This is a genomic window from Vibrio sp. 1-Bac 57 (assembly GCF_037546855.1).
GTDB lineage: Bacteria > Pseudomonadota > Gammaproteobacteria > Enterobacterales > Psychromonadaceae > Psychromonas.
Map to the genome: position 1 here is coordinate 91,713 of NZ_JALAAC010000003.1, position 14,778 is coordinate 106,490.

Consider the following 14,778-nt stretch of genomic DNA (forward strand, 5'->3'; position numbering starts at 1 on the left):
TTGAATAAAAATACAAAAAATAACACTATTTATTCAAATAAGACGGTAATCGATGGATCAACAAGTTTGATATAAGTAACTATCGATGCCACGACAGGTGACTACTTTGACTTTTTCAAAGCTCAAATCTGCCAGCAGTTGCATAATAAACTGATTTTTCTTAGCAACCACTGCTTGTAGTTTCGGGAGTTGATGTAGGGAAGTGAGTTGTTCTATTAACTGCTTTAATGCAGGGTGTAAATCTTGATGTTGATTAAATTCGGGCAATAAACGCAGAGTAAAAACAATACATAAGTCTTCTTCAATAAAACAATCTTGTAATCCAGTACAACCAATCACAAGACCAGTTTCAGCTTCTTCAATCGCATACATTTTGTGTTTTTTGTTCTGCATTAACGTATCAAAAAACTTACTCGCTTGCTGCTCTGATAAAACCCCTGTCATGCTGTATTTCATACATAACGGGTGCTGAACTAAGCTAATAAAGTCATTTTTATCTTCATCAACAAAACGACGAATGTTTAATTGTTGGTGTTCTATAAATAACGGCATATCACCTCCATTTGCATGGCAAAATTGCCATTCATAGCAATTGAATTAAATAAGAGCTTTATTCAGGCGAGAAGAAATACAAGTAAAGCATTGGTTGTAATCATTATCGGGCTTATTACAACGTCGATAACCAAGCATTTATATAATCTAACCAACATAAATAAACAGATAATTAACTAAATTGGTTTTAGCGGTAGTTAACATACATTATCACACCGTTCATTTTATATACAAATCTAGCTATTAATATAATAGTTTCATGACAATTAGATGGTCGCAAAATAGCTGGAATGATTTATTAGTTAGTCTGAATACTTAAGATTAAAGATTAAATCTTAGTTGGTTACAAACAAATTAGCGGGGCGTCGAAGTAAACATCAAAGGTGGCAGGTGAAATTTGAGTTGAATTAAGTTGAGTTGAATTAATTTGATTTTAGCAAACAAGCATAAAAACAATATTTATTGGTTTTATGCTTGGCAAAATAAAAATACATTCTGCAGCATAATGTCATTCACTTAAGGTGAAAGGCATATTTACTTTTAGCAACCGGATATCGACTCTTAGAGGTTTTAAATACCTAGGATAACTTCATTCTCGCTTTCCCTCTAGCTTAAACTGGGCGGCATTTATTGCTATATCTATCACTATCTTTGGAACGTTTTCTGGTGCATATATCGGCATCACGGAGTATGAATAATACGAAAAGACGCACCTCTGAAGTCCAATAGATTAGCAAAATCACCTTTAAGTGATTTCGCCATCAGTATCATTTTGTAACGAATTTAATTATAAGCAAGTAAAACACTTCATCACTCTTGATCAATTAATTCAGGTAGATTGCTACGTAATGTAAAACGACTTTCAAGCATATGCGGTTCATTTCGCGATAACCTAATTCAATTCCCCAACGATGCGCTTAGGCAAGATTCAATAACGTCTGGCTCTAAGATATCTGACAAAGAAGAAAATTCAGTAAAACGATTAATCGAAGTGCGAGCGAGTGCTTCTGAAAACGCCATAAAAAAATCCTATGACCTTTTGAGTCATAGGATTTTGATCTTCTTCAGCTAAAAATAAACTAACTTTTCTTAACTGTTCGGTATTACGCTAACAAGCGTCATTTTTATTCATTATACGTTAATTGGAATCATGACTTATAAGCAATACAAACGTCGCAACACCAATCAAAGAGGCTTAAGTTAACATTTCGATTTCACTATTTTTTCTGGCGAAAAAAAGACACCTTTAGTCACTTGCCAAGTGACCGCTAATGCACCAATCATAAACACGATGTCACCGATGGTACGTGCCCAACGCAATGTAACTAATGTATCACTTTGCATAACGGCTTCACTACGTGCATACCAAAGCCCCTCTGATGCACTCGCAATAAATTGAATAATGCCAATGGGTAATAAGCTAGTAAATAACATCAGTGCTAAGCCTACATTCATCCACCAAAAAGAAACCTTCATTAAACGCTCATCAAATTTCAAATGAGGGCGAATGTATCTTAATACCAATAAGGTAAAGCCGAGCGCTAAGAAACCGTACACACCAAATAATGCAGCATGCGCATGGGTTGCCGTCGTATTAAGACCTTGAATGTAATATAAAGAGATTGGCGGATTGATCATAAACCCTAATACACCAGCGCCTAACATATTCCAAAAAGCAACTGCAACAAAGTACATAATAGGCCATTTCACACTGTCCATCCAAGGCGCACGATTTTGCAACTTATAGTGCTCCCAAGCTTCATATCCAAGCACAATTAGTGGCACAACTTCGAGTGCACTAAAGGTCGCACCGACTGCCATAACAGGTGTTGTCGTACCAGAAAAATACAAATGATGGAAAGTACCCGGAATACCCCCTAACATGAATAATGAGGCAGATGCTAATGAAGCCACTGTCGCCATACGTTGAGAAACTAATCCCATATTAAAGAAAATAAATGCCAACGCAGTAGTAGCAAAAACTTCAAAGAAACCTTCAACCCATAGATGTACAATCCACCAACGCCAATATTCCATCACAGAGAGATGTGTTCTTTCACCGTAGAAGAAACCCGCCCCATAAAATAAACCAATCGCGATACATGAGAACATAAATAAAACTAATAAGTTTTTATCACCTTTCTGTTTCAACGTCGGCGCAATACAACGCATCATCAACGTTAACCACAATACAAGCCCAATAAATTTACCAATTTGCCATAATCGCCCTAAATCAACATATTCATAACCTTGATGGCCTAGCCAAAAATTTAAATTTGCTGGCATTATTTGCGCAATCGCTAAATAATTACCTATAAATGAGCCAACAACGACTAGAACCAGTGCCCAAAAAAGCACATCAACACCGAGTTTTTGGAATCTAGGATCTTTACCTCCATTGATGACAGGTGCTAAAAATAATCCTGCCGCTAAAAAACCACTGGCGATCCAAAATAAAGCAGATTGAATATGCCAAGTACGCACTAAACTATAAGGAAACCATTCTGAAGTTTGAATACCATAAAAGCCTTGACCTTCAACGGTATAATGTGCGGTGAGTGCCCCCATAAAAATTTGAAAAGTAAATAAAGCCACGACCAAGAATAAATATTTGCCTAATGCTTTTTGCGAAGCTGTTAACGCGAAAGATAAGATAGGATCATTGAGTGGCGCAACAGGTTCACTTTCATCTTCTTTTCGTAAAAATGCCCAAGCCCATACTAAAGCACCAATACCGGCAACCAACAATACAATACTCACAACAGACCATAAAATATTTTCAGTAGTGGGTTTATTATCGATTAATGGTTCATGCGGCCAATTATTTGTATAAGTTGCATTACCGTCACTACGTTCAGTTGAGGCAGCCCAAGCGGTCCAAAAAAAGAATTCAGTTAAACGCTCCCTTCTCTCTGCACTTGGTAATGTCACCTCTTTCATGGCATAATTTTCACGCGTTTTTTGTAATTCAGGTGCACCGCCAAAGAGCGCATTATAATACTCACCCGTTTGCTCAATCGCTTGCAGACGCCTTACTGATAAGGTGACTGTATTTTTCTCATGATCATAGGTATTTGTTCTGTAATCATTTTTAAGTTTATATTGTAATGTGTTTTGCTGCTCTCCGGTTAATAGAGCAAAAGGTTTAGCAAACTCGTCCATTGCCGCTAAATCCAACCAATTAACAAGTTCTCGATGTAACCAATCCGCTGTCCAATCGGGCGCTTGATAAGCACCATGACCCCATATTGATCCCAGTTGCATCCCACCTACTGATTGCCAAGCCGTTTGACCGTCTAATATTTTTTCTTCCGTTGTAAAAATATCACCACGCTCAGAAACAAATGATGCTGGTATCGGTGGTGCCGTACGATAAATTTCTGTTCCGTAGTAACCTAATAATGAAAAGGTAATGGCAAGCACCCCTAAGAGGGTCCACCACAATTTTTTATACTCTCCCATAACATGCTCCTTTTGATGAGTATTTAGCCTTTAATTAACAACCTTAAATTCAAAAACTTCTAAAATAAAAATCCTTTATTTAACGTACAAATAAAAGATGCATTTTAAATGAATCTTATTTGAGTGCGATTTTACATACAAAATTAAAGATGTAAACTATATGTATCTTATAAATCGATGCATTTAAAATAATTCTTTAAGATATTAAGGCGGTAGAGACAAAATAATGCCATTATTAAATATCATTACATAGGTGCTTTATATGAACATTTCTCGTTTTACCGATTACTCATTACGAGTATTAATTTACCTTGCGGCTGCAAAAGAAACTTCCCACATTATCACTATTAAAGAAGTCGCTGAGCGATATCAAATATCAAAAAATCATTTGATGAAAGTAGTGCAGGAACTTAGTGCCAACAATCATATCAATGCAACTCGGGGGAAAAATGGAGGAATAAAGCTTAATACAGCGCCTGAAAATATAAATATAGGCCAGTTGGTACGCTCTATAGAACAAGGTTCAACATTGGTTGAATGCTTTGGAAAAGATAACCAATGTGTGATCACATCAAGTTGCCAGCTAAAAAGAATGTTTGCACAAGCAATGGAATCTTTCTTTGATTGTTTAGATCAATACACGTTAGCTGATTTAATCAAAGGAGAGAATAAAGCTGCACTCAGACAGGTACTTATGATCCCAATAGAATAAACGGCTCTTTGCAAAAGAAAAAATACCTTAACCGACAATCAATATTAAGATGCCAAGCATAAGCATATGATGAATAAGCACTGGCTAGAAACGAAAAAACATACCGAAGTATGTTTTTTTAGTGAATAAATATTAACAGTCTTTATTTGTGGTAAGGCACACTTAATTCATGCACGGCATCTACAAACACTTTCGCATTTTCAGGTGGTACATCTAAATGAATACCATGTCCTAAATTAAACACATGACCATTGCCTGTACCAAAACCTTCTAAGATAGTCGCCACTTCTTGGCGAATACGTTCTGGTGACGCGTATAACATCGATGGGTCCATGTTACCTTGCAATGCTACACGCGAACCAACACGCGCTTTCGCTTCTTTGATATCAATTGTCCAATCTAAACCAATTGCATCACAACCAGTGTCAGCAATTTGTTCGATCCATTGACCGCCATTCTTTGTGAATAAAGTCACCGGAATTTTTTGCCCATCGTAGTTACGGGTTAAGCCATCCACTATTTTATGCATATATTGCAATGAGAAGTCTTTGTAATCGCGTGGCGACAAAATACCACCCCAAGTATCAAAGACCATCACAGATTGAGCACCTGCAGCAATTTGTGCATTTAAATAAGCAATCACAGAATCTGCCAATTTATCTAATAACAGATGTAATGTTTGCGGTTCAGCAAATGCCATTTTTTTAATTTTAGTGAAGAATTTTGAACCGCTTCCTTCAACCATATAAGTTGCTAACGTCCATGGGCTACCAGAGAAACCAATTAATGGCACTTCGCCTTTTAAATCACGACGAATGGTACGGACCGCATTCATTACATACTGAAGTTCACCTTCAGGATCTGGCATGATCAGGTTATCAACATCTTTTTTACAGCTGATAGGACGCTCAAATCTAGGGCCTTCACCTTCTGAGAAATATAATCCTAAGCCCATTGCATCGGGAATAGTTAAAATATCAGAAAAAAGAATCGCTGCATCTAGGTCAAATCGACGTAATGGTTGCAATGTTACTTCACAAGCTAAATCTGCATTACGGCAAAGCGACATAAAGTCACCCGCTTGTGCTCGAGTCGCTTTATATTCAGGTAGATAGCGGCCTGCTTGACGCATCATCCAGACAGGTGTTTTATCTACTTCTTGCTTTAACAAAGCACGAATATAACGATCGTTTTTTAATTCAGTCATTGGTAACCTTTTCTTTTCTGTCTATTAATGGCGCGCCGAGTTTACAAATCAGCTTAATTATTGGCGCACATACTAACATTTAAAATAAATGAACGCGCCTTAATCCTGTTTTGTCGTTCAAAATTTTTAACTAGTCATATAACTAACGATACAATTGGCGACACAATTAGCGACACCTTTTAAGTGTTTTTTCGATTAATTTACGTGCAATTGTGCCATGCTTTGGTATCACTGGTAAATTATTTGCATCATACCAATTTGCTTCAATTAACTCATGCGGATCAACTTTTAGTTCGCCTGAATCATAATCAGCAATAAAGCCCATCATTAATGAATGAGGGAAAGGCCAAGGCTGGCTGCTTACATAACGGATATTTTTAACTTTAATCCCCACCTCTTCAAAAACCTCACGCTCAACACAAGCCTCTAAAGTTTCACCCGCTTCGGTAAACCCTGCTAACGTTGTATAAACAGGATAGTTTTCCTTTTGGTGACGGTTGTGCAATGCTAGTAATATCTGCTTATGTTTACGGATTGCAACAATAATACAAGGGGAAACACGCGGATATGTCCGATGTTGGCAATGGTAGCACTTCATCGCTACTTCCCAATCAATGGGCTGCATTTTTTGTCCACATTGACCGCAAAATTGATGGGTTCTATAAAACAATGCAATTTGAAATGCACGCCCAGCCATATCAAATAACAGATCATCAATTCGCCCCAATAACGAACGTAATGTGACGTATCCACCTAAACCAATATCTAAGCTATCTTCAACTTCTACTAGATAACAAGGTTGATCTTTATATTGTCCTAACAATCGTTTATTAGTCGTTACCCCTTCAGGAAAAGGTAATTCATTAACATTGCCAAAGGGAATGAAATCACCTTTATCAAACGCAACTAACTTGCCTTCTGATAAAATAAACCACCATGCGTTTTCATCTAACGCAGTTTGTAACTCTGCCATCTTAAATACTCGTTTTGGGGAGGAATAAATAATGTATACCCGTTATCATTCAAAATACAAAAATCAGCTCGCAGTGAGGTGAACAAGCTATAGGCATAAAGGTGAAGATCTAACGGGTTATATCAAAACTTTTTCCCGTTTTATAACAGGAACGAAGATGATTGCCTCACGACTTGCCCTATGGGTAGCTAACTCGAAAATCAATGCTGCGTTGTAACATTCGATAAGGACTAGTCATTGTCATCATGTTACGCCTTGCCTTGATATCCGAGTTAGCTACTGAATAATGCATTTTGATTGGTAACGGGTATAGTGCAATATCAAACCACTATTGAACAAGTGTTATTTTTTCTTCTCGTTTTAGTTATTCGTTACAATGGTAACGATTAATATAAAATATTTGTATTTGAAGCAATTACATTGGGCATAAGCTCACAGTAATTATGGTGATTGCTATATAAACTAAATTTATATTGACGAGCGCCATTATTTCACTTAATTTTTAGTCAGTTAGTTTTGTAGCTATTTCATTTAGAAGAGGTTTTTATGCTTAAAAAAATAAAACAAGCAAAAGAAGAATGGGGTGGTGAACTATCTGTTTTAGATAATTGGTTAGATGCACGTCAAAAACTCGTTGTCTTATATTGTGAATTAGCGGGCCTGCCACCCTACCAACAAGAAAAACGCTGCTTACCTAAACAAGAGGTGATCACAGAGTTTTGCCAACAGTTATTGGATTATGCTTCAACAGGACATTTTGAGGTGTATGAGCAAATCATTGAACAATCGAGAATGGATGGCATAGAGAATTTAAAAATTGCTCAAGAGTTATATTCTCGTATCACCACCACGACTGATGTGGCGTTGAATTTTAATGACACCTATGCAGAAAATGCATCGGATAAAACATTGTTAAACTTTGACCATGATATTTCAGAGTTAGGTCAAGTAATGGAAAGCCGATTTGAACGTGAAGATCAGCTATTAGAAGTAGTACACCTTCATCATACTATTCGTTAATCTGTGGATATTGATTACGCATTATGGCGATCTTAATGGCGCTATTATCAATGTTTAACCATACAAAGTGGTGATGTAAAGCATTGATATATAATCTGCATATAAAAAAACCAATCGTATAGATTGGTTTTTTCGTTTTATCTTTGTAACTTTTTCTTTGTAATAACAATTATGTGTAGCGACAAACCAAGAAAAGCTACAAATGCGCTACCTGCGAATCCAAGCTATTTTTTAATAATAAAAAATATTCTTCTATAAACATTTGCTGTTCATTGGTTGCTTTTCGCTCCCAGCTTTTGCCTAGTATCTGCTCAATATCTTCAACTAATTGGTCACCTTCAGCAACAACAATTAAACGAGTTTCATTACTTAGTTGGGGCTGTTGTGAACAAAAGTTCATCAGCATATCGGAAACTTGATCAAGAACGATATCAGAAATAGGTTGCCCAGTGCGTGAACCTGATTTTTGTTCAAATATCGCTAAATTATCAGCAAAATAATTTATGCATTGTTCATATGCATCACTTTTTAATAACATCCAATACCCTTTCTTCTTTAATACATCGGCTTAATAATTAACAACCCATACATTAATAACTAGTTTTATTAATAAATATTAATGACTATCAATTTTATCCTACAACTCGCCCATTTCACGTAATGAAAGGTCGCGTCGTTGGTTGAAGGCTTTTATATCTTTCTGTGGCACTTCTTGTGATAAAGGCAGATCAACCTTCATCGCATCAACCGGTTTGTTATAAACATGAAATTCATAATGTAAATGAGCACCTGTAGAGCGTCCTGTATTACCCGAGCGAGCAATCAATTTACCCATTTCTACACGTTGCCCCTTACGTACTAATATTTTGCTTAGATGTAAGAAACGAGTTGTATATTTACGACCATGTTTGAGCACAATATAATTACCTGCAGCAGGGTGATAACCAGCCCTTACCACAACGCCATCACCGGTAGCATAGACATTAGTACCAACAGGAACAGCGAAATCAGTTCCATTATGAGGACTTACTCGTTTAGTAATCGGATGTAAACGACGAGGATTAAAACGCGAGCTAATACGAGGATGTCCGTTGACTGGGTAACGACGATAAGCCTTACTTAAACCTTTACCATCTTTGTCATAATAACGGCCATCTTCGTTTAAAAATGCGGTATAGGTACGTGCTCGGGTTTTAAGCAAAATAGCTAATACTTCACTATCAAAACTATAAACCCCATCTATATATTGTTTAGCCACTAACACATGGTAGCTATCACCAACACGAAGTTGACGATTAAAATCAAACTTATCTTGCAAGGCACGAGATACTTGTTGGATTTGGCTAGCAGATAATCCAGATTTTTTTGCGCTAACATAAAAGCTGCCAGTAACGCTGCCTTGATAATAACTATTGCGCCACTCGCCCTCTTTAACTTCTAAGTTCGATACATAAGCACCATCTTTTAAAACAAAACTTAATGTATTAGCGCGGTCGATAATCACTTTTAAGGATAATAATTGATTACTAGGGCTAACCAAAAGCTGTACTTCTTGCCCTGGCAGTAAATTAGCAAGGCGTAAATGCTCCGTATCAACCTCTAATAACTCTTGTAAAGCTGCGGCTGACAAACCTTCCTTAGAAAAAATTTCACTTAACGTATCACCCGCAGAAATAGTGATATTTATTTCTCGGTTGGCAGAAAAGTCAGGAAGTAATGTTTTATTTGCATCACGATTTACTTTTGCTGGCTCAGCAACCGCATAGTCATCTTTTAATGACTCACTAATAGGAAGAGTTAATTCACGTTTAATTGTTTTTCCATTAGGGTTAGAAGCAGGAATAAGGCTAATAATCAGTAAAAAAACAAATAAAGAGATGATCAACCAAAAATGCAAGCGAGGTAAGTGATTTACTAAAGTAAGCACTTTTTTAAACATAGTTTTAATTTGATGTAACAAAGGCATAGAGAGTCTCGATTAGACAGAAGAAACATAACCGTAAAATAAAATGCCAGCGAGTATAACCTATAGCACAGCATGTTTAAGAAAATTTACAGTAATTTTAACCACCTTTGACCAATAAAGTAAGCAAACAGTTCTATCTTATTTATAAATAATAGGGTGTTATCCATCACAAAAAAATGTATTATGGACGTCTAGATGTAAAAACATCCAAAATAATTTATTTAAATAGCCCGAATAGGAGTTCACATGTCACGTGACTTATTTACTTCAGAATCAGTTTCTGAAGGTCATCCAGATAAAATCGCCGATCAAATTTCTGATGCCGTACTTGATGCCATTTTAAAACAAGATACTAAAGCACGCGTTGCTTGTGAAACTTACGTAAAAACGGGCATGGTCATGGTAGGCGGTGAAATCACCACTGATGCCTGGGTTGATATTGAACAAATCACACGTGATACCGTACGTGAAATTGGTTACACAAGTTCAGAAATGGGTTTTGATGCCGACTCTTGTGCCGTACTAAACGTAGTAGGTAAGCAATCTCCTGATATTAACCAAGGTGTAGACCGCTCAGATCCTCGTGAACAAGGTGCCGGTGACCAAGGTTTAATGTTTGGTTACGCGACCAATGAAACAGAAGTATTCATGCCTGCGCCAATTACATATGCTCATCGCCTTGTTAAAAAACAAGCGGAAGTACGTAAAAGTGGCCAACTAGATTGGTTACGTCCAGATGCTAAAAGCCAAGTTACCTTTGCTTATGACCAAGGTAAAATCGTCGGTATTGATGCCGTTGTACTTTCAACGCAACATCGTGAAGATATTAAACAATCAGATTTAGTTGAAGCGGTAATGGAAGAGATCATTAAACCGGTTTTACCTGCTGAATGGTTAACTGAACGTACTAAATTCCACATTAATCCAACCGGTCGTTTTGTGATCGGTGGGCCAGTAGGCGACTGTGGTTTAACAGGACGTAAAATAATCGTAGATACTTACGGTGGTACAGCACGTCACGGTGGTGGTGCATTTTCTGGTAAAGATCCTTCAAAAGTAGACCGAAGTGCAGCTTATGCAGCACGTTATGTCGCAAAAAATATTGTTGCTGCAGGTTTAGCTGACCGTTGTGAGATCCAAGTGTCATATGCAATTGGTGTTGCAGAGCCAACATCAATCAGCGTTGAGACATTTGGTACTGAAAAAGTAGCAAAAGACTTAATCGTTAGCTTAGTAAGCGAACATTTTGACCTACGCCCTTACGGTTTAATCGAAATGTTAGATCTAATCAAACCTATTTATCAAGAGACAGCAGCTTACGGACACTTTGGTCGTGAGCAATTCCCTTGGGAAGCACTAGATAAAGTAGACGCTCTTAAAGCGGCTGCATTTTAATTTAAGCGTTTTATAAAAACGATTTAATATTGAATGATGCTAACGTATGAAGATAAAAAAGCACTCGCAGTGAAAGGTGAAGATTGTTTCATTTTAGCCGAGTGCTTTTTTGATCGCGCTTTTCCTCGCCCCACTTATTTCTTTAATCAACGTGGTCGAAGCGCAGGTACTGCACATCTACAAAAAAACCTGATTAAATTCAATCCAATCTTATATCTACAAAATAAAGCTATTTTTATTGAGCATGTCGTTGCCCATGAAATTGCACATTTAATTACTTACCAGCTTTACGGTAAAGTCAAACCACACGGTAAAGAATGGCAACAAATCATGACACAGGTTTTTCATTTACCTGCCAATACAACCCATCAATTAGATATTACAGATGTTCAAGGTAAATTATTTATTTACCACTGCTCTTGCTCGCAGCATCAATTAACTATTCGTCGGCATAATAATATTAAAAAAGGCACCCGTTATTTATGCCGAAAGTGTAAGTCGACTTTAGTCTTTTCTGAACAAGAAAATTAAGCGTTAACAATCAATAGAAATGAAAGAATTAAGAATTAAGAATTAAGAATTAAGAATTAAGAATTGAAAGTTAAGATTTAAGATTTTTTATAGGGAAATGAATATTTATGATACTTCGAGGTGTAAAAATAGCTAAGCTGGGAAATCAACTTGTAAAGTGGGATTAATATTGCAGGCTACTCCAACCCCCCGCCTTTGTAGCTGCAATATTAATTTTACCGATTACCATTTAACTCATTACTATCTATCAACAGCTGGCATATCCTGCGAAAAATAGCATCAATCTAAATCGAACGCCTGTGTGCGCAAACCTTCAATCAAAATTTCATAATAAATAAAACGTTATCTATTATCATGAGTCATGGTTTTTGGTGTTACCTAGCATGGAGACTCTCAGTAACAACCATCGACAAAATACTGAACTAACAACAATCAACATTAACTTCATGGCTTAAATGCTCAATGCTTAATTACTGTTAGCTATAACGACAGTATTCTTGCCAACGACAAAGATGATAATAGATATCATTAACATCTGTCAACCTTTTAACGACACTATTTTCAAAAATGCAGGAAAGGTGTTTTTTACGGCACAAAATTAAACTTACCTTTGATGTCATCTTTATTACTTTAATCAGGATAAAAATAAACGCTTATTAAGTTATTTTGATAGCAATAGAAGTGTTCAGTGACGTGGTTTAATGGACTCTACCCTGAACTATCAACTGAAGACCTTAGTTTAAGGTCTGACTTCAAGGTGTGGCTTTAAGGTATAGCTTTAAGGTGTGAGCTTTTGAGGTATAAGCTGGCGGTCTGAACATTGCTATAGGGCGATTAAAACTAAGCAGATGCGAAAAAATAAGGTGAATAATAATGAGGAGTTCATTCACATGATCCGGCCTATCAGACCGGATTATTAAGGGATAAAAACCTAACGCTTAAAATTATCTAAAATGATTCCCGTGGCCATTGCTACATTCAATGACTCTGCCTGGCCAAAGTTAGGAATTGTTATTTTATCGCTAATATACTGACTTACTTCAGTAGAAATACCATGTGACTCACTACCCATCACAATAAATGCGGCACTAGCTAGTTCACTACGATGAATGTTCTTTCCTTCTAAGAAAGCGCCGTAAATAGGTTTAACCTGTGCAGATAAATACTCACTAAGCTCAGTATGACTGACTTGTACACGCGCAAAAGATCCCATTGTTGCAGCAATCACTTTAGGGTTATAAAGGTCCGCACAGTCAGGGCTACAAATAATATGCTCAATCCCATACCAATCTGCAACACGAATAATAGTACCTAAGTTGCCTGGATCCCCCACTTGATCTAACACTAAGATCAATTCGTTTTCGCCTATTTCTGGAATAGAATACTGTTTGCATTTAACCACTGCGATCACACTATTATTAGTTTTTAAGGTCCCTGCTTTTTGTAACTCTTGTTGCGTACTCTCAATGGTCAAAGCCACTAATTTGTTAGCACTTAATGTATCTGCATGGTGATTAATATATTCACTGGTCGCAAATAAATTAACTATCTCAAAAGTTGAGTTAAATAACTCACTGACGTTTTTTTCACCCTGTACTAAAAACAATCCCAATTTCTTACGTTGCTTTTTCTGCTCTAAGGAGTGGATGAGTTTTAACTGATTTTTAGAGATCATAAATTTCCAATGGTCTATAACTTTAAAGAGCTACTTTATGACTTTTTAAAGTTTGTTTATAAGCAGGTGCAAATAAGTTTATAAATAACAACACATGATAATAGCATCTTCACGGCCATTATCGGCGGGATAATAAGCAGGCCGAATGTCCACTTCTACAAAATCTAACGCTTGATACAGTTTGATTGCAGGCGTATTAGAAGCTCTAGCTTCTAGCCAGATTTCCTGTTGCGATAGCGAGAGTGAAAAGGTTTTTAAATAATTTAACAATGCTCGACCCAGACCAGCTCCTTGATAAACAGGAGAAATAGCAATATTCATCAGGGTCACTTCTCCTGCAACATAACTAGCAACAAAATAACCGACGACCTTATCATCAAGCATGATCACATGATTAATATAACGCTTACCAAAATTACTCAGAAAGATTTTTTCAGACCAAGGGTGACTATGAGCCTGCACCTCAATCGCTAATACTTCAGGGAGATCGGTAATCGCCATGGCAATAATAGATGTTACAGATTGTTTATTGTTGATAGGCACAGAACTGCTTCCAAAGTACTTTTTTAGCCGCTGCATTTGTCGCAAGTTCAGCTAAAGAAGGTGAATTTAATAATTGATGAGACGGTGAAGAAGCAACCTCTCCAAGTGTAGACCAAATCAATGTGGGTAAATTACCCTGTTGATTCTCAAATTGCGCTAAAGAGCAATAAACCACCTGATCAGATTTTATTTGAAAAGCACTAATGATAGCAGCCATCAACTCATGTTTTGCATCCTCCTCTGTACACACGACTAACAGTTTGCATGCAGATAAATTTAACTGCTTAAGAGCTTCTTCAGTTTTAAATAGCGCCGGTTTTCTTACTTGCCAGTGGGTAATACCCATTTCTTGTAAAAAAACAGCCTGTTGATGTTTCATAACGAGCCTAAAATAAAAATATTGATGATTTCAAGGTGTAAATATAACACTGATTAGTATCCGATCGAAGCTTTACAGAGGTTATAAAATGAAACCATTAAAAAGTACAAGAATTAGGAAAATGCTTACCTAAAAGTTGTATTTATGAGGCGATTAATGCGATTGAAAATAAACCACTTAACCGCTTGCGGTTATTTAACATACAAAATTAATGCTGTTAATTTGAAGTCATAGCCAAAATTAGCATGAAAGAATTGTCGATATCGATTCCCTAAATTAATGTGATCGATTGAAAATTTATTGGATTTAGTAAGAAAAAGGATGCTATAAATGTGTTTTCAATCACAAAAACATATATATACA

The 14,778-nt window shown here is 36.6% G+C and carries 14 protein-coding genes and 1 pseudogene; 4 read left to right on the top strand and 11 right to left on the bottom strand.

Annotated elements, in window-relative coordinates; all coding sequences use genetic code 11:
• Nucleotides 1-57: 57 nt before the first annotated feature.
• The 4 genes and pseudogenes from MT391_RS02940 to MT391_RS02955 form a co-directional block, all read right to left on the bottom strand.
• The gene (locus tag MT391_RS02940) at nucleotides 58-552 is read right to left on the bottom strand and encodes a GNAT family N-acetyltransferase (protein WP_166368148.1); all 495 of its coding nucleotides are present in this window, start codon (nucleotides 550-552) and stop codon (nucleotides 58-60) included.
• 512 nt (nucleotides 553-1,064) lie between these two features.
• Nucleotides 1,065-1,469, bottom strand: a pseudogene (locus MT391_RS02945) (IS4 family transposase); the annotation flags it as partial.
• A complete protein-coding gene (locus MT391_RS02950; protein ID WP_277344343.1) occupies nucleotides 1,450-1,572 on the bottom strand; it encodes a hypothetical protein in 123 nt (40 codons plus the stop codon). The pseudogene MT391_RS02945 and the gene MT391_RS02950, both read right to left, overlap by 20 nt.
• Before the next feature lie 180 nt (nucleotides 1,573-1,752).
• Entirely contained in the window at nucleotides 1,753-4,014 is a 2,262-nt protein-coding gene (locus MT391_RS02955) for a nitric-oxide reductase large subunit (RefSeq protein ID WP_499496870.1), read from the bottom strand.
• 262 nt (nucleotides 4,015-4,276) lie between these two features.
• On the opposite strand from MT391_RS02955, the gene MT391_RS02960 reads away from it, so the two are divergent.
• Nucleotides 4,277-4,726 carry an RrF2 family transcriptional regulator gene (locus tag MT391_RS02960; protein WP_160064118.1) on the top strand — a complete coding sequence of 150 codons (450 nt, stop codon included), beginning with the start codon at nucleotides 4,277-4,279 and terminating at the stop codon, nucleotides 4,724-4,726.
• Nucleotides 4,727-4,868: 142 nt separating this feature from the next.
• On the opposite strand, the gene hemE is transcribed toward MT391_RS02960, so the two are convergent.
• On the bottom strand, nucleotides 4,869-5,933 hold the full coding sequence (hemE, locus tag MT391_RS02965; RefSeq protein ID WP_166368154.1) for a uroporphyrinogen decarboxylase: 1,065 nt from the start codon (nucleotides 5,931-5,933) through the stop codon (nucleotides 4,869-4,871).
• Nucleotides 5,934-6,099: 166 nt separating this feature from the next.
• Nucleotides 6,100-6,906, bottom strand: a complete 807-nt coding sequence (gene nudC / locus MT391_RS02970; RefSeq protein WP_499496871.1) for an NAD(+) diphosphatase — start codon at nucleotides 6,904-6,906, stop codon at nucleotides 6,100-6,102.
• A gap of 546 nt (nucleotides 6,907-7,452) precedes the next feature.
• Here nudC and rsd point away from each other — a divergent pair.
• Nucleotides 7,453-7,926 (top strand): sigma D regulator, encoded by a 474-nt coding sequence (gene rsd, locus MT391_RS02975; RefSeq protein ID WP_499496872.1) that lies wholly within the window; start codon nucleotides 7,453-7,455, stop codon nucleotides 7,924-7,926.
• Nucleotides 7,927-8,122: 196 nt separating this feature from the next.
• On the opposite strand, the gene MT391_RS02980 is transcribed toward rsd, so the two are convergent.
• Entirely contained in the window at nucleotides 8,123-8,464 is a 342-nt protein-coding gene (locus tag MT391_RS02980) for a DUF3802 family protein (RefSeq protein ID WP_499496873.1), read from the bottom strand.
• Between the two features lie 99 nt (nucleotides 8,465-8,563).
• Nucleotides 8,564-9,892: a peptidoglycan DD-metalloendopeptidase family protein gene (locus MT391_RS02985; RefSeq protein ID WP_499496874.1), complete on the bottom strand. Its 1,329-nt coding sequence runs from the start codon at nucleotides 9,890-9,892 to the stop codon at nucleotides 8,564-8,566.
• Nucleotides 9,893-10,138: 246 nt separating this feature from the next.
• Between MT391_RS02985 and metK the strand changes: the two genes are divergently transcribed.
• Both metK and MT391_RS02995 read left to right on the top strand, forming a co-directional pair.
• Nucleotides 10,139-11,287 carry a methionine adenosyltransferase gene (gene metK, locus MT391_RS02990; RefSeq protein WP_499496875.1) on the top strand — a complete coding sequence of 383 codons (1,149 nt, stop codon included), beginning with the start codon at nucleotides 10,139-10,141 and terminating at the stop codon, nucleotides 11,285-11,287.
• A 33-nt stretch (nucleotides 11,288-11,320) separates the two neighbouring features.
• Nucleotides 11,321-11,818: a SprT family zinc-dependent metalloprotease gene (locus tag MT391_RS02995; RefSeq protein WP_499496876.1), complete on the top strand. Its 498-nt coding sequence runs from the start codon at nucleotides 11,321-11,323 to the stop codon at nucleotides 11,816-11,818.
• Between the two features lie 931 nt (nucleotides 11,819-12,749).
• On the opposite strand, the gene MT391_RS03000 is transcribed toward MT391_RS02995, so the two are convergent.
• The 3 genes from MT391_RS03000 to MT391_RS03010 form a co-directional block, all read right to left on the bottom strand.
• Nucleotides 12,750-13,493: a TrmH family RNA methyltransferase gene (locus MT391_RS03000; RefSeq protein WP_166368166.1), complete on the bottom strand. Its 744-nt coding sequence runs from the start codon at nucleotides 13,491-13,493 to the stop codon at nucleotides 12,750-12,752.
• A gap of 78 nt (nucleotides 13,494-13,571) precedes the next feature.
• Complete coding sequence (gene rimI / locus MT391_RS03005) at nucleotides 13,572-14,036, bottom strand: ribosomal protein S18-alanine N-acetyltransferase (RefSeq protein WP_346774304.1); 465 nt, start codon at nucleotides 14,034-14,036, stop codon at nucleotides 13,572-13,574.
• On the bottom strand, nucleotides 14,020-14,415 hold the full coding sequence (locus MT391_RS03010) for a DNA polymerase III subunit psi (protein ID WP_499496877.1): 396 nt from the start codon (nucleotides 14,413-14,415) through the stop codon (nucleotides 14,020-14,022). The genes rimI and MT391_RS03010 overlap by 17 nt, the downstream gene beginning before the upstream one ends.
• Nucleotides 14,416-14,778: the final 363 nt, after the last annotated feature.